A 24002-nucleotide genomic window follows, 5' to 3' on the forward strand; every position below is an offset into this window, starting at 1 on the left:
CATAAGGCGCTAAGCCGTACACAAGGCACTGAACTGTACATAAGGCGCTGAGCCGCACACAACCTCACGCTCGGGGCTCACAACTGCGGCGGATGTACCACCCACGGCTGCGTGCCCAGCCCGCGCAGGGCGTCAAGTGGTAAAGCTTCCCGCAGGTCAGCAGCGCAGCGCGCCCCCTCGACACCCAGGGAACGTCCAATCCATTCAAGCACGTCAGCAGTTGACCACCCCAAAGCGTGAAGATCGGGCAGGGTCACCGCTCCGTCACGTTTAGCTAGGCGTGCCCCCGTTGGGGACAGCGCCAGAGGCACATGTACGTAGGTGGGTTCGCTGACTTCTAGCAACGAAGCTAAAGCAGCCTGCGCGGGAGCCTGCGACAGCAGATCGTCCCCGCGCGTCACCTGATCAACACCCTGAAAGGCATCATCAACGACAACCGCCAGATTATAGGCAGGGACGCCATCATTGCGGCGCACCACGAAGTGGTCAACCGGGCCGGTGTAGCGTCCGTGCAATTCGTCGGTGACAGTCCAGGACGAGGCGGGCGCTCGCAGCCGCAGGGCTGGAATCCTCCCCGCGCTGGCGAATGCTTCGCGCCGAGCTGTGCGCTCAGCCTTGCTCAGGTGCAAGCAGGTGCCCGGATAGTGGCCTGGGGGCACATGCGGGGCTGAGGCCGCCTCGCGAATATCTTTACGTGAACAGAAACACTCAAAGAGGTGCCCGCCTTCGCGAAGCTGATTAAGGGCGGCTTCGTGGGCATCGGTGCGGGTGGTTTGGATCAGAACTTCGCCGTCCCACTCAAGTCCAATCTCAGCAAGGTCCTCAAGCTGGCGTTCCGTCGAACCTGCCCGCACGCGGTCAATGTCTTCCACGCGCAGCAGGAAGCGCCGCCCACTCTGGCGTGCCCACAGCCACGCAAGCAGCGCAGTGCGGAGATTCCCGACATGTAGATCACCCGTAGGGGAAGGGGCAAAACGGCCAGCTCCTGCGTGAGCAGCCTCAAAGGGAAGAGGTGCAGTTGTCGGCAATGGCGGCTGTGCGGAGGATGCGGTGCTCACTGGTCCATCTGCTCAAGGGCAGAGTTGAGGCGTTCCACCTTCGCTGTCATCTCTCCGGTGAAGCCTGGACGCAGGTCAGCCTTGAGCACGAGCGACACACGAGGCGACACTTCGGCTACAGCGGCACAGGCTGCCTTAATGACGGGCATGACCTCGTCCCATTCGCCTTCAATGGTGGTGAACATTGAGGAAGTCTCATTGGGAAGTCCTGACTTGCGGACAATATCAACAGCGCGGGCTACGGCTTCGGTGACAGACCCATCTTCGTGGGGAGTGGTCATGGGGGCAACAGAGAATGCAAACAACATACTGTCAGAGTAATAGTGCCCAGCCCGCTTCTGGGGGAGGCATAAGCGCAGTAGCATAAACCCGCACTTTCACTGCTCTGTTGTGCCCTGCTGCAGTGCTGCACTGCTGCACTCGGGCTCGGGCTCAGACTCGGGGCTGTGGCGTGGGCTCAGACTATGGCTCGGGCGTAAAGTGTTGCCCGCCCAGACGGGCACAGTCGCCGTCAACAGGAGAAGGCACAAGCAGAGAGGGTGCTGCCGGAAAGAAAACACTGCTGGAGAGAATGCCAGACGGAAAGAAAGCACAGACGGAAGGAGGAGCGCCCATGAATCTTCACACTCGTGCATTCAGGAGCCTCAACAACATGTGGGTGGCCCTCGCCATTGGCGCATTGCTTGGCAGTGCGGCTCGGCTCAGTGCGGATGCGTTCTTTACAAGCGCACTGCACGCTCCAGTCTTTGCCTCCACTGTGGCAGTGAACCTGCTGGGCACCCTTTTTCTGTGTGGACTCACAGCGCGGCGCCATCGGGCCGCGACTTCTTCCACGTCCACCACGGGAGGAATGCTCCTCGCAAAAGATAGCGGTATCAGCGAGCGAGCGTGGGTAATATGGGCCACGGGCTTTTGCGGCTCCTTCACCACCTATTCAGCCCTCGCCTTGAGCGCGACGCATGCGAGTGCGGGATACCCCTTGCCGCCGTCGTGGATTGACGAGGCATCCGTGCCGCTTCCCCTGGGCATCATGGCGGGTGCGATTATGGGCATTGTGGGCGCCACCTTCCGTTGGCGCTTTAATGCATGGCTGACCTTACGTTTTACTGCCGTCCAGAAAAGAATTGCGCTCGCGGCTGATTGCCGTAGGCGGAAAGAAGAGTGCGTGTGGGCAACTCTTACGCGGGGGTTCACTGTGCTTGCGCCGCTTATGGGAATTGCCGTGATTAATGTGCTGGGCAGCGGGGCGGCGGGCTTCGTCGCTGGCAGCTACCAGATGTGTTTGGCTCAGGGGGCAGAGCGGGGTGTTATTGCCTTTGCGTGGTTGTGTACGGGTTCAGGAATTTTAGGGGCGTTCACCACCTTTTCGACGGCTGTTGTTGATGCGTGGATGATTGTGCGTCGAGGGTATGTGTGGGGTGGAGCCCTTATATTTGCTGGAGTTTGGGTGTTTGCCTGGGGAGCCTGCGCCTTAGGCTGGAAAATTGCTGGGATTTCAGCATGTGGAGCAATGTAACGAACAATTTGGGGCGCCTTTCGGGCCAGCCTATGCTGGAGGCTGCTCAATGCACGCTTTCACAGCGAACACACCGGCAGCGTAGGGAAGGTTTGTCACCATGATCGACTTGATTGGGGTCCGTAAGGTGTACCCCGTCAAGGGCGGCAGCGACGTCGTTGCCCTCGACGACGTGAATCTGCACGTCGAACGCGGCTCCATCCACGGCATCGTTGGCCAATCGGGTGCAGGCAAGTCCACGCTTATCCGATGCCTGACGGCCTTGGAAAAGCCCACCGCTGGGTCCATCGTTGTTGACGGCACTGACCTTGCCACCCTGCGTGGGCGCGAACTACGCGAGGCACGCCGCGCTATCGGCATGGTCTTTCAGGCCGCTCACCTGCTAGACGGACGTACCGCCGCAGCTAATATTGGCTACCCGCTGCGTCTGGCTGGTATGAAGAAAGCCGACATTGATGCTCGGGTTGAAGAATTGCTTGCGCTTGTCGGTTTGGCTGGCCGCGGTAACTCTTACCCTTCGCAACTGTCCGGTGGCCAGCGCCAGCGCGTGGGTATCGCACGCGCTTTAGCCGATCATCCTCAGGTGTTGCTCTGTGATGAGCCGACGTCTGCGCTTGATTCCGAGTCCACTCGCCAGATCCTTGAACTGCTCCGTCAGGTGCGTGACCTGGCTGGCGTGACCGTTGTCATCATCACCCACGAGATGGGTGTTGTGCGTGAAATCTGCGATTCTGTGACCCTGCTTGGTGCGGGCCAAGTCCTCCAATCGGGCACGGTTGACGCTGTCCTCAATGATGTTGCCTCTCCCTTGGCGCGAGAGCTCGTTCCCGCTCCTTCAGTTGATGACACCGTGATTCCTCAGGATCGCACTCTTTTGGATGTCATTTTTACCTCCAGCCCGGGTATTCCCACCGGTGCAACAGTGCTGAACTTGACGGCTTCGATGGGTGCGGATGTGACCGCAGGCCGTTTCGAGTCGATTGGTTCCACGCAGGTGGGGCGCTTGGCTTTGTCGGTGCCCAGTTATCACGCTGAGAAGATTGTGACCCAGTTGCGCGAGCAGAAGATTTACGCGGAAGTGAGGACCGCATGAGTGCCGCTGTCTCCACCATGTCCGCCTTTTCCAGCCAACTTCACGGGGCGTTCGCCTCGTTGAACGAGGCCACCGCAGTGGCCGCCACGCTGTTACCTGCGGGCCCGAACGATCCCACGTGGGGCGACAATCCTGCACTGACCAAACAGTTTGTGCCCGCGATTATTGACACCCTCTTGATGACGGGGTTTTCTACCTTCTTCACTGTGATTTTTGGTTTGCCTCTGGGCCTGCTCCTCGTGCAGACCTCGAAGGCTGGGCTTACCCCTAATCGCGTGGTGAATCAGGTGGTGGGCGGCACGGTAAACATTGTTCGCTCCCTGCCTTTCATTATTGGTATCGTCGCGCTTTTCCCGTTGACGAAGCTCATTGTGGGCACGCGTCTGGGCTGGCAGGCTACCGTGGTGCCACTGGTGATCCTGGCGATTCCTTTCTTTGCGCGCCTGGTGGAGTCCAATATTTTGGGCGTCGATGCCGGAAAGATTGAAGCAGCGCAGATGATGGGTGCCTCTCACCGTCAAATTCGTTGGGGAGTACAGGTCCGCGAGGCTTTGCCCGCCCTCGTCCAGTCAATCACTGTCTTGGCTATCACGATGGTCGGATACTCAGCAATGGCGGGTGTGATTGGTGGCGGCGGCCTTGGCCAGTTGGCCATTAACTACGGCTACACCCGTAACCAGTACGATGTGCTGATTGTGTCCGTGGTGACGATTATTCTGATCGTCCAAGTGATCCAGGTGATTGGTGACATGGTGAGCCGGCTGGTGGACCACCGCTGAGCACACCACCAGTCGGAGTTCGTGAGACGATCCGTTTACATACTTTCATCCCCTGAGATCGTTCTGCGCAGCACTGACCAATAGGCGAGGCTAGTACCAACAGAGCCCACCTTCGGGCCACCTCGCTCCCATGGGGAGGCAGAGACTCTCCCCACGACTGAGAATTGAGAAAACAATGCGTTCCTACCGTGCACTTGCCGCTACTTCCGCTGTTGCCGCACTTGCCCTGTCCGCCTGCTCCGGGTCCGCTGAGACCGCTGCATCCGATGCTTCGGCTCCCGCCGCTTCGGGCGAGGTCGTCACCATTAACGTTGGCGCTTCTCCTGTGCCTCACGCCAAGATCTTGCAGTTCATTGATGAGACGCTGGCTCCTGCTGCTGGCATCGATCTGGAGATCGTTGAGTACAACGACTACATCCAGCCTAATGTTGCCCTGAATGATGGCGACTTGGATGCGAACTTCTACCAGACCATCCCCTACCTGGAGGATCAGGCTGCTGAGTACGGCTACGAGTTCACCCCCGGTGCCGGCGTTCACTTGGAGCCTCTCGCGGTTTACTCTGCAACCCTGAAGAACCTGTCTGAGCTGCCTGACGGCGGCAAGATCGGCATTATTGCTGATGTCACCAACCAGGCTCGCGCACTCAAGCTTCTGGCAAGCCAGGGTCTTGTGGAACTGCCTGCCTCGGGCGATATCAATATCCACACCGTTAAGCCTCTGAAGAACTTCACTTTCACAGAGGTTGAAGGCGCACAGCTTGTTCGCGCTCTTGCCGATGTGGACGCTGCTGTGATCAACGGTAACTTCGCTCAAGATGGTGGCCTTTCCCCTGAAAAGGACGGCCTCGCTGTTGAATCCTCCGAGAACAACCCTGCGTCGAACCTGCTTGTGTGGAAGTCCGATATCTCCGGTGAGAAGGCTGAGGCTGTGAAGAAGCTCGAAGAGCTCCTCCACACCGACGAGGTTCGCCAGTTCATCAAGGACAACTGGAACGACGGTTCGGTGATTCCCTCCTTCTGATACTCATTTCCTGGCCGTTGATCTGGCCATGATGTGAAGTTCTTGGCGGCTGCTGTGGGCGTAATGCCTACGGCAGCCGCTTTTTGCTGTTCTAGGTGTTGGTCAAGTCGGGTTTCCTTTGGGCGCCGTTCACGTGCTGCCGCATTGTCGGCGTGCGTCATGTGCGGCGTTACTTTGTTGACGTCGCGCTTTTGTGATGTGGCGGAGAGCGTGGGCCAATAGTGGCCAGAGGCATGCGGACATGATGGGTGAATGGCAGTGGGATGTGTCAGGATGTCCTCATGTTTGTCACTATTGGTCAACGTCTGAAGCAGCATATGCGTCATGCTCGCCAGGCCCTGCGGCTGTGGAGCCGCCGCCGGTGGCTGCTTGCAGTCGTCTTTAGCGCGCTAATCGCTGTGGCTTTGGGAATCGTCACTGTGTTGATCCCTAACCCGATTTTCCACCGCGATATTCCGCCAACGGCGTGGAGCTATCCAGTGCTGATTGTGACAGCGGTGCTGTCAGGTATGTTGATGGCCACCTATGTCAAAGAGCCTGTGCCTGGAGCAGAGTCGGGGGGATCGGCGCGTCTTTCGGGCCAGGAGGGGCTCACTGATGCGTCCTCGTCTTCCACGCCCCCTCCCATTGGTACTAAGGGCGAGGGCGCCGAAGGTTCTTCTGTTGTGGGAATGATCGGAACTTTTGGAGCATGGTTTGCGATTGGCTGCCCGGTGTGTAACAAGTTGGCACTGCTTGCTTTGGGCTATAGCGGGGCAATGACCTATTTTGCTCCGATGCAACCGTGGCTTGCGGGTATCTCTGTGGTGCTTTTAGCGCTAGGCCTTGTGGTGCGCTTGTCGGGTGAGATTGCCTGTGCGGTGCCCGCGCGTGCTTAAGGCTAGTGGCCGGGCTTTTTATCGGGCCTGATGTGTATTGCCCCCGCTACCTAAGGTAGCGGGGGCAATGCTGTATGCGTTTATGTGGCGCTTAGACCTGAGTGATTAGTCCACGCTGCCGTAGAGGCGGTCGCCTGCGTCGCCAAGGCCGGGCACGATGTAGGCCTTTTCGTTGAGCTTTTCGTCAACGGCGGCAACGACGATGGAGACGTCAACGCGGTCTCCGATGGCCTTTTCAACTTCGGCCAAGCCTTCGGGTGAAGCGATCAGGCAGATGGCGGTGACGTCGGAGGCGCCCAAATCCAGGAGGTAGTTGATGGCGGCGATCAGGGTGTGACCGGTGGCCAGCATGGGGTCAATGACGAAGCACTGGCGGCCTGAGAGATCTTCGGGCAAACGGTTTGCGTAGGTTTCGATGAGGAGGGTTTCCTCGTCGCGCTTCATGCCCAAGAATCCGACCTCTGCGGTTGGGAGGAGGCGGGTCATGCCTTCGAGCATGCCCAGGCCTGCGCGTAGGACGGGCACGACGATGGGGCGAGGCTCAGCGATCTTCTTGCCGACTGTGGGGGCGACCGGAGTGTTAATGGCAACCTCGGTGGTGGTGACGTGACGGGTTGCCTCGTACGCCAGGAGGGTGACGAGCTCGTCAACGAGCTGTCGGAAGGTGGCCGAGGGGGTGTCGCGGTCACGGAGAACGGTGAGCTTATGGTTAATGAGCGGGTGATCTGCAATATGGAGACGCATGTGGCTAGATTAGCGCGCCAGGAGGTCTTTGGGCATTGGTTACGCGCGGAAAACACGAAGTGCGTGTTATGGGGGCGAATCCTAGCTTCTGGGAGCGTTCGAGGTACGCTTACGGAGTGGTGAAAATGGACAACTTGCGTGAAGCCATGAGTCGCGCACTTTTCTTAGCGAATCATGCCCGAGCAGGCGATGATGTGCCTGTCGGTGCAGTGGTGCTTGATTCCATGGGGCGAATCATCGGTGAGGGATGGAATTGTCGCGAGTCTGACCATGATCCTGCTGGCCATGCTGAAATTGTTGCTTTGCGTGATGCGGGCCGCCGCCTGAAGCGATGGAATCTGGTGGGCTGTACGCTAGTTGTCACTCTTGAGCCATGCACGATGTGTGCTGGTGCGGCTATTCAGGCTCGGGTTGATCGTGTGGTCTTTGGCGCCTGGGATCCGAAGGCGGGTGCGGCTGGTTCCCTCCGTGATGTGTTGCGTGATTCGCGCTTAAACCACACGGTAGAGGTTATTCCGGGCGTTTTGGCTCAAGAGGCTTCCGTTCAGTTGAAGGCTTTCTTTGACGTTCGACGTTCGCATTCTGGGGCTCCGTTGGTGGAGGGTGTGGATTACGAGAAGGTCGAGCAGGAGCTTGCACAGACGCGTGAGCCGAAGGCAACGCCTGTAGCGGGGCCGCGTTTGACGGTGCCGCCAATTGGGCAGGCTCCTCGGTATGCGTCACTGCCTGACGAGGCTTTTTCTCTTCTATCCTCTGGTGGGGAAGCGGCCGAGTCTGTTCACAGCTTGCCAGTGAGTGAGGTTGAGGTGGTGCCTCCTGCGGTGCCTGAGCCTTCTGCTACTCCCAGTGGTGGATTTATTCCCGGGATTACTGTGCGGCGGCGTACGCGGGGTAAGGGGCGTTAGAAGCGCATTTTTTTGATGCAGTCCGTCATTTAAGAGGATAAGTGATCTATTTCACTCTGGGCTAATGAGGCACGTTTTCCTGGTTCGAGAAAGTATGCTGCCGGTTATTTTTCTCCTGAATAAACTGATCGATCCCTGATAAAGTGCTGATTTTCCGCGGATAGTTTCTTCGGTGTTAGCCACCCTTATAAAGTCTAAGATTTTAAATATCTTAATGTTGAGATATTTCCTGTGACTCTTCTGACTGTCGCGCGTTTTTTCCGGGTCTGGGCGCTAGTTTTCACCCTATCTTTCTGCCCGTACGGCACATACGCTTGATACATCTGTATCCACCGAAGGCGTCTCATCTGAGGTCCTTCGCGTCGATCGCCGCAACACTGCCCGCCGAATGCCTTGGCGGGAATGTGCGGTCTCTTGGAAGGAAAAATATGTCATTGAGACTTCTGAGCAAGCCGATTGCTGCCGTGTCAGCAGTTGCGCTTGGTTTGGGAATGCTCGTCGGCGCAGCAGGCTTCACAGCCAGCCATGCTGCCGATAACACCGGAATTACCATCGTGAACCCGAAGATCCAAGCGTCAGATCGCGATCTGAAGGTAGACCCCACTGACCCGGTATTAAAGGTTGGTAATGTTGCGCGACTGTCCTTTGATTGGGACGCAAGCACTGCTGACCCGCGTTCGGGGCAGTCTTTCACGATCGGTTTCGGCGATAACTTCCTGGGGGCGCCTACCTCCGCTTCGAAGATCGACACCTTCGATCTTGTTTTGCCTACCGGTGAAATTGTTGGTGACTGTAAGCTCACACAGCCCACCTTTGTTTGTACGTTCAATAATAAGCTTGACGAGCTGCGCGCCAAGGGCGGAATCGAGGTCAAGGGCAGCGCCAAGATCCTCGTGAGCGCCATTCGCGAGAATAATGACTCCTTCGTCAATATGAACCTTAACGGCAGTATCACTCGCGTGGGTCTCCCTCGTGGTGAGGCTTTGGTTCGTCCCGGCATGACTCCCTACACGGCAGTGAAGCTTTCTAAGAGCCTCGTGCCCACAGCAGCTAACCAGCGCAACTTGGGATACACCATTTCCTTCTCTGTTGAGAAGCTTAATGAGGATCGCCTCAAGCGAGGCCTCGCTCCTCTCGCTGGTGACGGACAGACGATTCAAACCATCGTCCTTGAAGATACTCTTGGTCCCGGTCAGGAACTTGGCAACAACATCACTCTGAACCGTATGATTGAGGGCACTCGTAAGGATGAACCCACAGGTGCTTTCCTCCCAGCATGGGTAGCTTCCCCTCTTGCCTCCATTCTGAAGGGCTCAATCGCCGAAGGCTTTACCGTCACCGCAGATCCGCAAGATTTCCCGGGAAAAACTGCTGTGAATATCACCCTGACCGGCCCTTTCAAGACCGGTGTCGTCTACACCGTCGTGCCCTCAGTTCACGCGAACACTTCGCCTAAGGGGGTCATTTACGGCTACATGTACTCCAATGCTGTGACTGACCGTGACACGGGTGTCGGCACTCGCGCAGAACGTGCACTCAACGCGGCTGCTCAGGTCACAGTGACCATGAAGCAGGGCTGGGCAACCATGACTCTCGGCAAGGAAGTCTCTGGCACGGGTCTCGGCCACATCGTCGACCCCGTATCCCCCTACGAATTCGACATCGCCTTCACCCTTCCTGGTGATGGTGTTGCTGCTGATTTCGATCAGGCTTACCGTGACCGTGTCTCAAATCAACAAGCAACCTTTGAAGCAGGCCTCACTCAAGAATGGCCCGGAGTGACTTTCAACCCCGATAAGAAGGGGGGAAAGGGGACCCTCAGCGTTGCCGCTGGTGTTACTCCTGCCGCTCTGGCAGCTCTGCCCGCAGGCACCACTATCACCATTACTGAAAAAGATCGCGCACTCACGCCAGGCGCACAGTGGAAGAACCCAGTATTCTCCATTGACGGTGTTGATAGCGCGCCCTCTGCTACCAAGTCTCACACGATGGTTCTTGCTGATCGTCAAGTTGCCAAGATTCGCGTCAAGAACACCGTTGAAAAGCAAAAGGGTCGCCTGGCAATCCGCAAGACGACTGCGGGCGATGGCGGCAAGGGGGCAACCCACGCTTACACCTTCGAATACGCATGTAGCGATGGCACTACTGGCGCTGCTCGCGGCATCCAGGGTAACGGCACTGTTTACCCCGTAAACGGTGCAAATGGCCAGCCACTCGAACTCCCCGTCGGAACGAAGTGCACCATTGCCGAAGATGTCACCAAGGCTGTCATTGAAGGCCTTTCCCTTGAGAATCCTCCAGCGCTTGCGAAGGTGGAGATTCAAGATGGTCAACAGGCCGTTGCGGAGTTCCATAACGTCTACGTTCCAGGTGTGACCTTCTCCGTGACGAAGAAAGTCGTGGGCGCTGATCCCGGAGCCAAGAAGTTCAAACTCTCTTACGTCTGCGCTAAGGGTGACAAGGAGATCGCGGGTACTCTCGCTGAGGTCGGGGCGAATGGCACTGCCCAGTCCAGCCTCGTTCCCGCAGGTTCGAAGTGCAGTATCACCGAAGACATTGCCGATGCCGCAATTGCTGGCTTCGACCTCGCCTTCTCTGGACCCAACGGCGCAAGCCTTGATGTCACCGTTGGTGGCGCGAACACTATCGAGGTGACCAACACCTACACGCCACGTCATGGTTCCATTAAGATCTCCAAGCAGGTCAACGGTCTTGACGGCACCCCTGAAGCGGATCGCTCTTTCGAGATCAGTGTCTCCTGTCCGAGCCTTGCTCAGCCTAAGGTTGTCAACCTCAAGAACGGAGAGTCCGCAACTGTTGATGGTCTTCTTGAGGGTGAACGCTGCAAGATCGCCGAAGTAGACGCCGACATTACCAAGATGGATCGAGAAACGGTCATCACTCCGACCTTCGTCACCATTAAGCACAATGACGGGACCGACGAGTCGGTGGCCAAGGTGGCCGTGACCAACACCTACACGCCTAAGCCCGGTTCTCTGACCGTCACCAAGAACCTCGATGTTGCTATCGGCACCCCCTTCGCGAACGAGAAGTTCACCATCAACGTGAGCTGTGACTCGAATCCTGCGATTAACGAGACACTGTCTCTGGGCCATGATGAGAAGAAGACAATCTCTAACATCCCCGCGGGTAGCGTCTGCACTGTGACCGAAGATGCACCCGACAAGGATGGCTACACCAAGAGGGTTGAACTCCCCGCGGACACAACCATTAGACCTGGTGAAGAGAGCTCCGTTGTCGTCACGAATATCTACGATGAGAAGCCCGGCACCTTGGTGATCAGGAAGGTCCTGAATGACCCCAAGGGAGCTATCACTGCCGGTACGACCTTCCCGATCTCATACGAGTGTGGGCCAGCCATTACCGGCACGGTAAATCTTGCTGCAAACGCAGAGCACCGTGTCGAAAATGTGCCTGCGGGTCTTACCTGCACCGTGACGGAAACGCCTACCGCCATTGAAGGATTCACCCCGCGCGTCGATATTCAGGGCTCTCCCGTGGAAATCACCCGCAATGCGGCATCGACTGTCACCGTGACGAATTCCTATGATGAAAAGCCCGGTACGCTGGTCATCACGAAGAAGCTGGTAGACCCCAACGGTGCTATCGCTCAGGGAACGACATTCCCCATCTCCTACAACTGTGGTGATGGCGCGAATATGAGCGGCACCGTGAACCTCGCTGCCGACGGCGAACACCGCGTGGAGAACATTCCTGCTGGCCGCACCTGCACCGTCTCCGAAGCTGCTACCAAGGTTGATGGTTTCACCGAGACTGTTAATATCCAGGGTTCGCCCGTGCAGATCACTCGCAATGCGAACGCCAGCGTCACCGTCACCAACACCTACACGCGTGACACGGGTTCCCTCGTGATCGCGAAGAACCTGGTTGCTCCCGATAACGCACCCTTTGCTGGGCACGAATTCGAGATCGGCTACTCCTGTGACGCTGACGGTTTCCGCAACAAGACGGTGAACGTTGCAGGTGGCAACAGTGTCACCGTTGACGGTATCCCTTCAGGAACCGTTTGTACTGTGACCGAAACCGCGCCCACTTTCGAGGGGTACACCGGTGCAGCCAACATCGATCACCAGCAGGTGACGATCGCTAAGGGTGCCGCATCGAATGTCACCGTTACCAACACCTACACCCGTGATAAGGGCTCCTTGAGCATCACGAAGAAGGTCGAGGCAGAAGACGGTGCTCCCTTCGCCGGACGTGCTTTCGACATCACCTACACCTGTGGTGATCCCGCCAACCCGGTCACAACCGGCACGGTGAGCCTCGCTAACGGCGCATCGGAAACCATCTCGGATATCCCAACGGGTACCGAGTGTGTCGTTGAGGAAAGTGTCGCAAGCGCACACCAGAAGGGCTACGCCAACACTGTCGCGATTGAGCCCGCTCGCCAGGTCATCGCCAAGGACGCAGTGGCGGCCGTGACGGTAACAAACCGTTACGCTCCGCTGTCGGGTTCCTTCGTGATCTCCAAGTCGATTGCTGGCGATGGAGCTGAGAAGGCCAAGGGTAAGACTTTTACCTTTGACTACGAATGCACCGATCTCTACGGAGCCTCACAGGGTAAGAAGACTGTTGAGCTTGCTGACGGTGCCAACGTCTCCATCGATACCCGTCCCGGTTCCTGTGTGATCTCGGAGCAGGCTGCCCCCATTGAGAACACCTCTCACGAGGTCGCCTTCGTCGTCAACGGTCAGGACTATGGCAAGGGGCCGATCACGATCGACATCCCCGAGGCTGGCGAACCCGTGAACGTCGGTGTCGTCAACACCTACAGCCTTGATCGCGGTATTTTCACTATTGCCAAGAGTGTGACCGGAGCTCCTGAAGCTGTGTCGAATACCTTCGAGTTCGATTACGTCTGCACAGGTGGTGCGACAGGCAAGGTCCAGGTGAAGGGTGATGGTGTTCCTGTTCAGGCTGGTGACCCCATGCCTGTAGGCACCGAATGTACCTTCACTGAAAATGCTAGCGTTGCAGAGATTCCCGGCTACGACCTTGTAGTTGCGGATCCCCAAAAGGGTGTCATCTCTGCTCAGGATGATGTTGTCGCACTTAAGTTCGTCAACGTCTATTCGAAGAAACCTGTCGTGACACCTGAGCAGCCTAAGCCTGATCAGCCTAAGCCTGAGCAGCCTCAAGCTGACCAGGGAAAGACCAACCCGAAGGCCGGTGGCAAGGGCGGTGCTGACTCGCCGAAGGCTGATGCCTCGGGGAAGCGGGCTCCAGGGAAGTTAGCTTCGACAGGATCCACCGCAATGACTGTCGTCGGAACTGCGGCCGTCGCGCTGATTCTTGGTGGTCTAATCACCTGGATGGTGCGTCGTCGGAAGTGAACACCCCGGTCCTTGAGCTTGGCCTGAAATAGGTTGATCTCATCAAGGGAGGTGGGCGAGGGTAATCCCTCGCCCACCTCCCTTTTTGTTTTCTGCACTCTCTGCCGAACAGACCCCCGTCGCAGCGGCTTAAGCTAGTGGGTGGGGGAGGAGCGGCATAGAGGTCCTCTGAGGCGCCAAGAGTGCTCTTCTGCGGCAGGAGGAGTGCTGGTGAGGCCGCTAAGCAATCTCTTTGGCGATGCAGGTGCCGTCTTTCTTCACGACAAAGAGATGCTTTTCGCGGGAGAGCTCCACCAAGTAGGCGTCCTCAATGGAGAGGCCTTCTTCGGTAAGCTCGGCGGCAAGCCATTCTTTATCGCGTTCAATGGCCTCAAGATGGCTTTCAAGCACCTGGCCGTTTCGTACGAGCAAGGTGTTGATGACGCCTTCACCCTTCTTGATGACGGTCAAGGAGCCATCGGGTTCGATCTGGGCAAAAGAGATGTCCTCAAGAGAGTAGATACCACGAGCGCGCAGTTGAGAAATGAAGGTGATGATGTCAAAGGTGTTCTTGCGATCGTCGTCGCCAACTTGGAATACGCCGTTGACAATGATGGGTAGCGGATCAGACGTCACAGCTTGACGTACGGCGAGAAAACGCATGGTGATGAAGTTCAGCAGCGAAATCATCGCAATCGCAATGAGGAGAACCAGGACGAAGCGGTGGAAGGGGATCTCGCTGTTATAAATCACGCCACTGATAATGCCGCCGAGCACAAAGTTGCCGATGTAATCAATGGGAGTGACGGGGCCGCTTTGGAGCTTGTTCGTGAGCTTAAGGTAGGTGGCAATAATGAGGAAGCCGGTGGTGAACTTCAAAAGGGAATAGAGGTAGAACATCAGGTCAATAGACATAGCAAGTGTCCTCTTCGTGAAGGCGTGGTGAAGCAGCAGGCCACTGCCTGCATAACGTACTCACCTTAGTGGGAGCGTGCCCCAAAAGCGCGTCAAGTGCTGGAACTGGGGAGTCAGCGAAGGGGGAGGCTGTTAGGGGATGTTCGTAGGCATACAAAAAACCCGGAATCCTATGGATTCCGGGCCTCAGTTGTGGCTCCGACCGGCGTCGATCCGGTGACCTTTCGATTTTCAGTCGAACGCTCTACCAACTGAGCTACAGAGCCAGGACCTGATCAACCGATCTGGTCGGCGACCCCGACGGGACTCGAACCCGCGACCTCCGCCGTGACAGGGCGGCGCGCTAACCGACTGCGCTACGGGGCCTTGCGATAAGTACAAGACCTATTCACTTATTTCCACGTTCAACACGAGGAGTACCCCCAACGGGATTCGAACCCGTGTCGCCGCCGTGAAAGGGCGGTGTCCTAGGCCTCTAGACGATGGGGGCCTTGCGACCCTCTGGGCTAGCCGCCCTGAGGACGAAGTAAATAATATCCAGTTAGGTACCCCTCTTGGCAAATCCATTCACGGTGAGGCCCATCACAGCGTGGAAAAACGGCGAAATCACGGCATTTTCTGCGCATAATTGACGATCCCCGTAGGCTAAACCCATGCACCACACAGTGATGACGTCTTTACTTGCCCCACGCACTCCCGCACCCGACACCGCAGTCACGTCTGACCCTGCCGTTGATGCTGAAACGGTTTCAGGCCTCGTCGAGATCGCGCAGCACATCGTTTTACCCCTCGCGGGTGCGGGCATCGGCCTGGTCCTAGCGGTGGTCATTTCTGCCATCTTGAGAATGTTGGTGCGCAAATCTCGCATTCTTACCGCTCTGGTCAAACGAACCAGCGGGCCGGGCTACTGGATGTTCATTATCTGGGGTGCTTATCTTGGGCAGGTGTTCGCCGTGTGGGGGGAGGACCTTGCAACCTACCCCAATGGTGTCATCATCGAAATTGCCACCCATGTGCTTGTGATTCTGGGCATTGTGGCGACAACGTGGGTGGTGCGCGCCTCGTTGTGGATCCTTGAGGATGCGGCACGCATTCGCCAAGAAGCAGACGGGGGAGGCTCGCGCCGTTTCGAAACTCAGGCGCAAGTTCTTCGCCGCCTCGGTCAACTCATAGTCCTCATTGTGGGCCTATGCTTCGTTGCCTTCACCTTCCCAGGAGCACGCCAGGGCATTGCAACCGTTCTGGCCTCTGCGGGCATCATTTCTGTTGTTGCCGGTCTTGCAGCCCAGTCAACGCTGGGTAACGTCTTTGCTGGCGTTCAGTTGGCCTTCACCGATGCTATCCGTGTTGGTGACGTGGTGGTGGCGGGCCCCAAAAACGAGTCGGGTGCGATTGAAGAAATCACCTTGTCCTACGTTGTGGTGCGAATTTGGGATGAGCGTCGCCTTGTCATCCCCTCATCGTTCTTCACCACAACAACCTTCGAAAACTGGACGAGGCGTGCCGCCAAGCAGTTGGGCACCGTTGAGTTGCGTCTGGACTGGGCGGCTCCAATGGCGCTTATCCGTGCGAAAGTGGAAGAAATCATCACCTCCACTGACCTGTGGGATGGGCGCAGTTGGGCGGTGCAGATGACGGATTCAGATAAAGACTCGGTTGTTGTGCGTATTCTCCTTTCGGCGGAGAACTCTGGTCGTCTGTGGGACTTGCGCTGCCATGTGCGCGAAAGCATGATCCAGTGGATTGTGGAGGAAGAGCCGTGGGTGCGCCCAACGACGCGCTACCAGCACTACGAGGCCGTTCGCGTCGAACACGACCCCTCTCATGAGGTCGTTGCGCGTCTGGCGGCCGAACTCTCTGGCATTGCTGCAGATACGACGGCCGCTCCTGCTTCAACACCCTTGGCCCCTCAGGAAGTGCGCGAGAACGCTGATAGCGCGATCCACGCCGCCCGTTTGACGGCAGCCCGCCAGAAGGCGAAAAAGGCTCGTCGGCGCGCCATGGCGCAGCGCCAGCGGGACTTAGCAGACGGACGTCAACAGCCTGCGGCGGTGGCCTCGTCGGAGGATGAAACGCAGGTGCTACCACCTTCCCAGCTGAATGAGATTCTTGTCACCGCACGCCGACATGGAGGCGATTCACCCTCTGAGCTCACCCCTCGCTCAAAGGCAGGTCAGGTGACAGAGAGTGCGATAAGCATGCCAGCATCGCAGGGGAGAGGCGAACGCCTCTACTCAGGATCGCCAGAGGCCGAGGAACGCTCCCAGATCTTTGCCGGACCCGGCCAAGACGTCATTGATGAACGCGAGGCCACCGTCCGTGCGCGCCGCAAACGCGAAGACGAATCTCACCGTGAGGACTCATCTGCGCACGAGGCGAGTGCTTACGCCGCGCAAGGCTCTTCCAACCGTGATGAACATTCAGATGACTGACGCGAACTCCGCCCTGTAAGGGGTGTATATTCGCGTGTTGATACTGTGACTGAGGGCCAGAAAGGAAGGATGATGACGATGACGAACAATGCTGACAACAGCGCCGACAATGCGCAGGAATCGGCTCGCCGCACCGAGATCGAATGGCGCCGCATCTTGACGCCCATGGAGTACCACGTCCTGCGTGAAGCCGGCACGGAACGTCCTTTTACGGGTGAATTGCTCGACGAAAAGCGTGAGGGCATTTACCGTTGCCGCGCCTGCGGTGCTGAACTCTTCCGTTCTGAAACGAAGTTTGACTCCCACTGCGGGTGGCCAAGCTTCTACGATCCTCAGGATGCGGCTGTTATTACCCGCGAGGATCGCTCTCATGGGATGGTTCGCACTGAAGTGCTGTGTGCTGCCTGTGACTCTCACCTGGGCCATGTCTTTGAAGACGCTCCCGATCAGCCCACGGGTCTGCGTTACTGCATGAACTCTGTCTCCTTGTCCTTCGATGCAGCCGAGTGAGGCCGATCCCGCTCCGCAGACTCGCCTCATTGATCGAGTACCGCCGCAGTTTTTCATCGTTGGCTCGGCGCTGATCCAGTACATCGGCGCGGCCATCGCTGTGGGCTTGTTTACGATCATGAGCCCTTCGGAGGTCGCGTGGTGGCGCATCCTCATTGCCGCAGCGGTCCTTCTGGTGTGGCGACGCCCATGGCGCGTTGGTTTAACGCGGGCGGATCTTATTCGGTCGGGCATTTTTGGCCTTGCCATGACGGCAATGAATATGACCTTCTACCAGGCCATTGAGTACCTGCCGTTGGGAACGGCTGTGTCTTTGGAGTTTATTGGGCCCGTGTCTGTAGCCGTTTTACGAGGCCGTGGCTGGGCGCCGCGTATCGCTGCGCTCTTTGCTTTTGGCGGTGTGGTGGCTATCGGTGGTGTAGGAATTGATCTGAGCGATCCGAAGGTTCTCATCGGGGTTGCGTGGATTATGTCCGCAGCTTTGATGTGGGCACTGTATATCGTGCTTGGCCAGCATATTGCCTCGCAGCGTTCCGGCATTACGAATCTGGCAGTTGGCTCGACCATTGGCGCACTTGTGACTGCACCGTTCTTCGTCTCCTCAGTGGCGGTGGTGGCGGGCGACTGGACAGTTTTTGTCGCTCTGCTGGGTGTGGGTGTGCTATCAACGGTTCTGCCCTACTCGCTGGAGGCATTGGCAATGTCACGAGTGAGCGCATCGACCTTTGCCTTGTTCACGGCGCTACTGCCGGCGACATCTGCCCTTGTGGGCGCGCTCATGCTGCGCCAGATCCCCGGGCTAGGCGAAGTGCTGGGGCTGGTGTTGATTTCGGTGGCGGTCGCCATTACCTCACGCACGCCACGAAGATAGTGGCTTTGCAGTGCCGTCAGGCACGTAGGCAGTATGTGCGCGTTCTTGGAAAGAGGAAGTGCCCAGGCGTAAATGATGCCTGGGCACTTCCTCTTTCCGCGTTTATCCCCGCGTTCGGGGGTGAGAAAGGCTCGAAGAGAGGCCGTTTAGTCGAGACGGTGTGCCTGTTCGTCACTCTCGTTCTGCGTGACAGGGGAAGGCTGAACGGTGTGGGTGCCAACAAGTTGGGCGCGAATACGCGCGTAGTCTTCGGGACTGACTTTCCCGTTGACGAGGTTCTCATCAAGGCGCGTCAGAAGGTCTTTCGAGGGCGGCGCAGGAAGGTAACGTTTGGCTGCCCACCACAACACCGCGATAACGCCAGCGGCGAGGCTCGCCAGGACAAGCCCTTCCACAAGATTGAAGAGAAGGTGAGCCCCTGCGTGCGGTGCGCTCAAACGTGTAGCAATCCCCGGCTCGACGCTAGGCGTGAGGGTGAGGGCCTGCGGTAGGAAAGAGGTGAGGGACATGGGTGCTCCTACATCTGATTGGGGACCGGCGGATCCGATCAACTATGCCCAATCTCCTACCTGCGCTTATCACCGTGATTTGAGGAAGTTATGAATGAGCTGTGAAAAGGGTGGCGTATTGGGCTTCACTGCGCCCTCCACCACCCCGGGCTAAGCTGTGCTCATAGAGGAAAAGAGGTTCTGCTTCAGTCATTGGGTACCCTGCCGGGTACCGTAATGGCTGGAGAAAAAGCAAAAGACAGGGATTTTTCCCTGTCTTTGCGTAGTAGGCCCACGGGGACTCGAACCCCGAACCCACGGATTAAAAGTCCGCTGCTCTACCATTGAGCTATAGGCCCACTGTCACGGTTCGCGATCACTGAGTGATCCAAACACGTTACCTACAAGAGTGTAGGCATCATTGGCCATTCTACAAAACGAAGGACACTCCAATGGCTGAAGGATATTCTCACCCGCGTCGCCCAGCAATGCTCGACCCGCAGGCTGCTGACGCCATTGTGGGCGATACTGACCCGGCGTTGGCCTCGGAAATTGCGCATACTTCGGCCTGGGCACTACTGGGTGTTGGCGATGAAGAATTCGATGCGGCAACCGTGGAACGCCTGCGTGCCTCCATCGACAAAGAAGGCATTGATGGAATCGCTCACATATGGTCGCGAAGCCCCTCCTTCACCCTTCCGGGTGCCTTGTGGCGCATTTTCTTATTAAGCGAGTGGGTACGCCGTGACCGCGACCTCGTCAATGAGCGTTTCACCCAGGGAGTAGACGCGTTACTTCGCCAGGCAGGGCCGAATCGCCACACGCAATGGCCAGAAGGGCTAAGTGTTGAGGCCGTCGATGCTCACTGTCGGGCCCTCCTGCACGGCCAGCTAACCGACGATGATCTTGACGGAATCTGCCGTCAAGCTGCGGCGCTGATGCGGGTCCTTGCTGCAGGTGAGAACGCACACTGGATTGAAGATCCCGCTGATCCTCTTGCTCATCCTGTGACAACCCGCGCACAAGCCTTGGTACGTACAGCCGACGAGCTTGAAGACGCCGCTCTGCGAGCCGCTGCAGGCACACTAGACTAGCGCGCCTCCACGGGATCTTTTTCTACGCTAATCTGGGAGAACTCAACCATAGTGTGAGTACAGTTCCCAGACGCATCGCAAGGATGGGTGCGTGGGGCAAGGATCTTCGAAGGGGATGGCGATGTCTGACGCTGAGGTTTTTCCTGAGTCCGCTGCTGAGCATGCAAGCACGCCCACTCTGGACGGTGACAAGGGGGTAGGCCCCCTTAACCACGGCGACCAGCACGCCGATGAGCCAACCAGCGAATACGCAAGTGAACAGCCCAAGGTTTTCGAGGATGCCGCCCTCGACACTGACACCCCCATTTCCGGCGAGGAAGGCACCCCTACTCACGGCGAGGCCGACACCCTCGCTGAACTGAATACCGGAAACGTGGCCAGCCCGCGTGCACAGGATTTCTTCGTCTCGGCTGACGCCGAAGCGTTGGTTGGCTGCGAACATGAGGACGCGGAGTATGACCTCGACTGGGAGGAAGACGAGCTAGCCCTGCCTGACCTGTCCTTGAGGATGGACATGAGTCAGCCGATGGGTGCTGAGCACCCCCTGCCAAAGGGACGCTTCGCTGACCGCGAGATTTCCTGGATGGCTTTCAACCAGCGCGTACTGGAACAGAGCGAAGATGACGAACTCCCTCTGCTTGAACGTGCCTGGTTTAGCGCAATCTTCTCGTCGAACCTTGATGAGTTCTTCATGGTGCGTGTAGCTGGGCTCAAGCGCCGTCTTGCAGCGGGTATTGCCAAGATGTCGGCATCAGGACTCGAACCCACCCAGGTCCTTGACGCTATTCGGACACGCACGCGGGAGCTTACCGCGCGTCAAGCCGAGCACTTCCATCAGGTCATCATTCCAGGACTGGCACAAGAAGGTATCCACCTGCGCTCCTGGGAGGAGCTTTCCTCCGATCAGCAAGAACGAATGACAACCTTCTTCCGTCGGCAACTCTTCCCGGTTCTGACCCCACTAGCGGTGGACCCCTCTCACCCCTTCCCCTACATTTCAGGTCTGTCGATTAACCTCGCTGTCCTCGTGCGTAACCCCCTGACCGGCAAATTGCACTTTGCGCGAGTGAAAGTACCCCGCTCACTCCCTCGCGTCATTAATGTCGATACGGCCGGTCGTGAAGGCAGTGCTGAACATTTCATTCGCAGGCCCGAAGGGGCAACATTCATCACCGTTGAGGACCTTGTCAAAGCTCACCTTGAGCATCTTTTCCCAGGGGTGGAAATCGTTGAGGCCCATGCTTTCCGCGTCACGCGTAACTCCGATGTTGAGGTGGAAGAGGACGACGCTGAGAACCTGCTGACCGCCATGGAAGAAGAACTCGCGCGGCGTCGTTTCGGAGCGGTTGTCCGCCTAGAGGTTGCCGATACGATCTCGAAGTTCATCCTGGATTTCCTCATGGAAAAGCTTGAGATTACTTCCGCCGATGTCTTTATGCTGCCCGCCCCACTGGATCTGACCCTGTGTAATACCCTGCATGAGCTTGAGGTCAGCCACCTCAAATATCCCCGATACGTGCCCGTCACATCGGCGGGTCTTGCCACTGTAGAGTCCTCCAGGCCTGCCGATATTTTTGCTGCTATTCGCAATGGGGATGTGCTTCTTCATCACCCCTACGACTCTTTCGCTACTTCCGTACAGTCTTTCATCACTCAGGCTGCCCGTGATCCGCAGGTGCTCGCTATTAAACAGACCCTGTATCGGACCTCGGGGGATTCTCCGATTGTCTCGGCCCTGATCGAGGCTGCGCGTGCCGGTAAGCAGGTTGTGGCGATTGTGGAGATTAAGGCCCGTTTTGATGAGGAGGCGAATATTTCCTGGGCGCGCAAACTTGAGCGTGCGGGCGTCCACGTTGTGTACGGCATGGTGGGCCTCAAGACGCACTGCAAGCTGTCCTTGGTGGTTCGCCAGGAGGGCGATGGTTTACACCGTTACTGCCATATCGGAACGGGCAACTACCATCCGAAGACCGCTCGCGGCTATGAGGATCTGGGTTTACTGACCGATGATCGCGATGTTGCCCAGGATATGACGCGCCTGTTTAACCAGTTGTCTGGCTATGCGCCGCGCTCAACCTTCCATCGTTTGTTGGTGGCGCCCATGTCGATCCGCGATGGGCTTATTGAGCGCATCAATGGGCAGATTGTGCGGGCTCAGAACGGTCAAGAAGCGTGGATTGGCATTAAGGTCAACGCTGTTGTGGATGAGGCCGTGATTGACGCCCTGTATCGCGCGTCCCAGGCGGGAGTGCGCGTGGATGTGCTGGTGCGAGGGATTTGTGCGATTCGTGCGGGAGTGCCCGGATTGTCGGAGAACATTAAAGTGCGTTCGGTGCTGGGCCGCTATTTGGAACATTCCCGGATCTACGCTTTTGGTCCCGAAGGCGAAGAGGAAGTGTGGATCGGTTCTGCTGACCTCATGCACCGTAATCTTGATCGCCGTGTTGAGGCGTTGGTGCGTATTGCTCAGCCGGATCACACGGCCCGTTTGGCTTCCTTGATTCGCCGGGGGGTGGCTCCGCAGACGGCCTCGTGGAATCTACGGAAGAATGGCACGTGGAAGCGTCGCATCCGCGCGAAAGACGGGTCGCGTTTGGAGGATATGCAGTCCGTTTTGATGGACGAGGCTTCCGCGCGCGTTGTTGGGCGTTCAACATCGTGAGGCACCTCAAGGCCCTCTAAGGGTTTAAAGAAAGCCGCTTATCTCACCTTTTTGCGCAAAAGGGTGAGGGTATGCGGGCTTGGCGGGGATAGTGTGTGGTCCATGCCCGCGAAGGAGGGCGCGGCAAAGTGTGAACACGGCTACTCTTATAGGCGTGTCTCGTTTTCGTCCGCGTCCGATCCCCTCGCACTTGGTGCGCTCGGCTGGTGCTGTTGTGTGGCGTTTCCGGGACCCTTCCTGCCAGGCTCAACTGGGACAGATCATCAAGGATGAGGACATTGAGATCCTGATTGTTCATCGTCCGCGCTACAACGATTGGTCGTGGCCAAAGGGAAAGAGTGAGCTGGGAGAACCCATCGTCTCTGCCGCAGTGCGTGAAGTCGAAGAAGAAACGGGCGAGATCATTCGCCTTGGATTGCCTTTGACGGTGCAACGCTATCGCCTGGGAAGCGGACAGATTAAGGAAGTGCGCTACTGGGTTGGGCACGTGGCGGGGCACACTCCTGCTGCGCGGGTGCGCCCTCCGGTAGAGCGGGCGCCTCGCCGTGAGATCGACCAGGCCCGGTGGGTGAGCCCATCAAAAGCTGACCGTCTTCTCACCCGCCGCGGGGATCGACGTCTCCTCACTGAAGTGCTGGCGCACGCTCATGCTGGCACCCTTGTGACGATGCCGCTTGTTGTGTTGCGCCATGCGAAGGCCGTATCGCGTTCCTCCTGGAACGGTGGGGAAGGCGAACGCGTGCTCACGCGCTCGGGGGTGCGTCAAAGCCTTGCCGCCATTGACATGCTCTCTGCCTTTGGGGTGTCACGTTTGGTGTCCTCTGAGTGGACGCGCTGTGTTCAAACCCTTCTTCCCTACGCTGGCTTAGCGGGTGTTCCTATGGATATGCGCGCAGAGTTAACGGAGGCCGCTGCCCAGGAGCACCCAGAGGGGCTGATTGGAACAGCGCGAGGTGTTCTGGAGGATTTGTCGGAGCCGACGGTCATGTGCGTGCATCGGCCAACTTTGCCGTCAATCTTTTCTGTCCTCCAGGCCCGTTCAAATGCGCAGGTTCAGTTATCGTTCCCGCAGGAATCACCGTGGTTGGGCACTGCTGAGGCTGTCATCGCTCATGTTGCTCAGATGCCCCTCACCGGTGCTGGCGGGGGAGAGCGGGTTGTTCTTGCTGTGGAGCGCCACGGGGTGTCGCGCTGATTTAGTAGTGAGTGTCTTTGACGCTTGCTGTGAGTGGGCTGTCATCTGAGACGACGGCAAGGCACACGATGGAGCGATCTCCCGCTTTCCAGGAGGCCGGAGTGGGTAGTAGCCACATCGCATCAAGCTGAGAGTCATTGGCGTCAACACCGATGTAGCGGGTGAAGTGCGCGTGGCATTGGGTGAAAGCGAGCTCTTCGAGGGTGCTTTCCGGCGGGAGGGCGTTTTCGGTGATTTCTTCGATACCGACGATCTCCGCGTCATGAGCTGACGTGCAGGGCAGGACGTCGATGGTGGCCGCGCTTGCCTCGGCGGGGAGGTTCACGCATTGCCCTTCTTTGAGGTGCAGGATCAAAGACTGACTGCATGAGGAAAGGAGGAGGGCGACGGAGGTTGCTGCAAAAGCCCAACGAATAGCCGCAGGCAGGACGCCCTTCCGGTGTGGAGTGACGTTCATGGTGATTCGCCCTTCGTGTAGTGACAACGT

General features: G+C 57.8%; 19 protein-coding genes and 4 tRNA genes. 13 read left to right on the plus strand and 10 right to left on the minus strand.

Translation table 11 applies throughout. The features are described from left to right. Positions 1-77: 77 nt before the first annotated feature. Positions 78-1028 carry a tRNA glutamyl-Q(34) synthetase GluQRS gene (gene gluQRS, locus EII11_RS08755; protein WP_124871736.1) on the minus strand — a complete coding sequence of 317 codons (951 nt, stop codon included), beginning with the start codon at positions 1026-1028 and terminating at the stop codon, positions 78-80. Between the two features lie 26 nt (positions 1029-1054). Then, positions 1055-1366: a thiamine-binding protein gene (locus EII11_RS08760; protein WP_124871667.1), complete on the minus strand. Its 312-nt coding sequence runs from the start codon at positions 1364-1366 to the stop codon at positions 1055-1057. Positions 1367-1671: 305 nt separating this feature from the next. Between EII11_RS08760 and EII11_RS08765 the strand changes: the two genes are divergently transcribed. The 5 genes from EII11_RS08765 (at position 1672) to EII11_RS08785 (ending at position 6345) form a co-directional block, all read left to right on the plus strand. Continuing rightward, complete coding sequence (locus EII11_RS08765) at positions 1672-2574, plus strand: FluC/FEX family fluoride channel (RefSeq protein WP_165867127.1); 903 nt, start codon at positions 1672-1674, stop codon at positions 2572-2574. A 100-nt stretch (positions 2575-2674) separates the two neighbouring features. Continuing rightward, positions 2675-3667, plus strand: coding sequence for a methionine ABC transporter ATP-binding protein (locus tag EII11_RS08770; RefSeq protein ID WP_124871672.1), 993 nt, complete (start codon positions 2675-2677; stop codon positions 3665-3667). 17 nt (positions 3668-3684) lie between these two features. Then, the gene (locus EII11_RS08775; protein ID WP_124871738.1) at positions 3685-4446 is read left to right on the plus strand and encodes a methionine ABC transporter permease; all 762 of its coding nucleotides are present in this window, start codon (positions 3685-3687) and stop codon (positions 4444-4446) included. A 175-nt stretch (positions 4447-4621) separates the two neighbouring features. After that, on the plus strand, positions 4622-5467 hold the full coding sequence (locus EII11_RS08780; protein ID WP_124871675.1) for a MetQ/NlpA family ABC transporter substrate-binding protein: 846 nt from the start codon (positions 4622-4624) through the stop codon (positions 5465-5467). A gap of 281 nt (positions 5468-5748) precedes the next feature. After that, entirely contained in the window at positions 5749-6345 is a 597-nt protein-coding gene (locus EII11_RS08785; RefSeq protein ID WP_124871678.1) for a hypothetical protein, read from the plus strand. Positions 6346-6450: 105 nt separating this feature from the next. Here the strand turns inward: EII11_RS08785 and upp are convergent, their stop codons facing one another. Continuing rightward, entirely contained in the window at positions 6451-7089 is a 639-nt protein-coding gene (gene upp / locus EII11_RS08790) for a uracil phosphoribosyltransferase (protein WP_124871681.1), read from the minus strand. Between the two features lie 146 nt (positions 7090-7235). Between upp and tadA the strand changes: the two genes are divergently transcribed. Further along, positions 7236-7994, plus strand: a complete 759-nt coding sequence (gene tadA, locus EII11_RS10885; RefSeq protein WP_240623124.1) for a tRNA adenosine(34) deaminase TadA — start codon at positions 7236-7238, stop codon at positions 7992-7994. Positions 7995-8422: 428 nt separating this feature from the next. Then, a complete protein-coding gene (locus EII11_RS08800) occupies positions 8423-13369 on the plus strand; it encodes a DUF5979 domain-containing protein (RefSeq protein ID WP_124871684.1) in 4947 nt (1648 codons plus the stop codon). A 219-nt stretch (positions 13370-13588) separates the two neighbouring features. Here the strand turns inward: EII11_RS08800 and EII11_RS08805 are convergent, their stop codons facing one another. The 4 genes from EII11_RS08805 to EII11_RS08820 form a co-directional block, all read right to left on the minus strand. Further along, a complete protein-coding gene (locus tag EII11_RS08805) occupies positions 13589-14263 on the minus strand; it encodes a DUF421 domain-containing protein (RefSeq protein WP_124871687.1) in 675 nt (224 codons plus the stop codon). 193 nt (positions 14264-14456) lie between these two features. Continuing rightward, positions 14457-14529 (minus strand) — tRNA-Phe (locus tag EII11_RS08810). Positions 14530-14555: 26 nt separating this feature from the next. After that, positions 14556-14629 (minus strand) — tRNA-Asp (locus tag EII11_RS08815). 51 nt (positions 14630-14680) lie between these two features. Continuing rightward, a tRNA-Glu gene (locus EII11_RS08820) sits at positions 14681-14753 on the minus strand. Positions 14754-14916: 163 nt separating this feature from the next. On the opposite strand from EII11_RS08820, the gene EII11_RS08825 reads away from it, so the two are divergent. The 3 genes from EII11_RS08825 to EII11_RS08835 all read left to right on the plus strand — a co-directional run bounded on the left by EII11_RS08825 (position 14917) and on the right by EII11_RS08835 (position 18076). After that, the gene (locus tag EII11_RS08825; protein ID WP_124871690.1) at positions 14917-16695 is read left to right on the plus strand and encodes a mechanosensitive ion channel family protein; all 1779 of its coding nucleotides are present in this window, start codon (positions 14917-14919) and stop codon (positions 16693-16695) included. 78 nt (positions 16696-16773) lie between these two features. Beyond that, the gene (msrB, locus tag EII11_RS08830) at positions 16774-17205 is read left to right on the plus strand and encodes a peptide-methionine (R)-S-oxide reductase MsrB (protein ID WP_240623125.1); all 432 of its coding nucleotides are present in this window, start codon (positions 16774-16776) and stop codon (positions 17203-17205) included. Next, a complete protein-coding gene (locus EII11_RS08835; protein ID WP_124871696.1) occupies positions 17192-18076 on the plus strand; it encodes an EamA family transporter in 885 nt (294 codons plus the stop codon). The genes msrB and EII11_RS08835 overlap by 14 nt, the downstream gene beginning before the upstream one ends. 146 nt (positions 18077-18222) lie before the next feature. Here EII11_RS08835 and EII11_RS08840 read toward each other — a convergent pair whose 3' ends face one another. Continuing rightward, positions 18223-18585, minus strand: coding sequence for a hypothetical protein (locus tag EII11_RS08840; protein WP_124871699.1), 363 nt, complete (start codon positions 18583-18585; stop codon positions 18223-18225). A gap of 266 nt (positions 18586-18851) precedes the next feature. Beyond that, positions 18852-18923, minus strand: a tRNA-Lys gene (locus tag EII11_RS08845). Between the two features lie 93 nt (positions 18924-19016). Here EII11_RS08845 and EII11_RS08850 point away from each other — a divergent pair. The 3 genes from EII11_RS08850 to EII11_RS08860 all read left to right on the plus strand — a co-directional run bounded on the left by EII11_RS08850 (position 19017) and on the right by EII11_RS08860 (position 23515). Then, positions 19017-19658 carry a hypothetical protein gene (locus tag EII11_RS08850; RefSeq protein ID WP_124871702.1) on the plus strand — a complete coding sequence of 214 codons (642 nt, stop codon included), beginning with the start codon at positions 19017-19019 and terminating at the stop codon, positions 19656-19658. 121 nt (positions 19659-19779) lie between these two features. Beyond that, positions 19780-22320, plus strand: a complete 2541-nt coding sequence (locus tag EII11_RS08855) for an RNA degradosome polyphosphate kinase (RefSeq protein WP_124871741.1) — start codon at positions 19780-19782, stop codon at positions 22318-22320. 154 nt (positions 22321-22474) lie between these two features. After that, positions 22475-23515, plus strand: a complete 1041-nt coding sequence (locus EII11_RS08860; protein ID WP_165867128.1) for an NUDIX hydrolase — start codon at positions 22475-22477, stop codon at positions 23513-23515. Between the two features lies 1 nt (position 23516). On the opposite strand, the gene EII11_RS08865 is transcribed toward EII11_RS08860, so the two are convergent. Then, positions 23517-23972 carry a septum formation family protein gene (locus EII11_RS08865; RefSeq protein ID WP_124871708.1) on the minus strand — a complete coding sequence of 152 codons (456 nt, stop codon included), beginning with the start codon at positions 23970-23972 and terminating at the stop codon, positions 23517-23519. Between the last annotated feature and the right edge of the window lie 30 nt (positions 23973-24002).

The organism is Schaalia canis (assembly GCF_003858455.1).
Classification (GTDB): Bacteria; Actinomycetota; Actinomycetes; order Actinomycetales; family Actinomycetaceae; genus Pauljensenia; species Pauljensenia canis.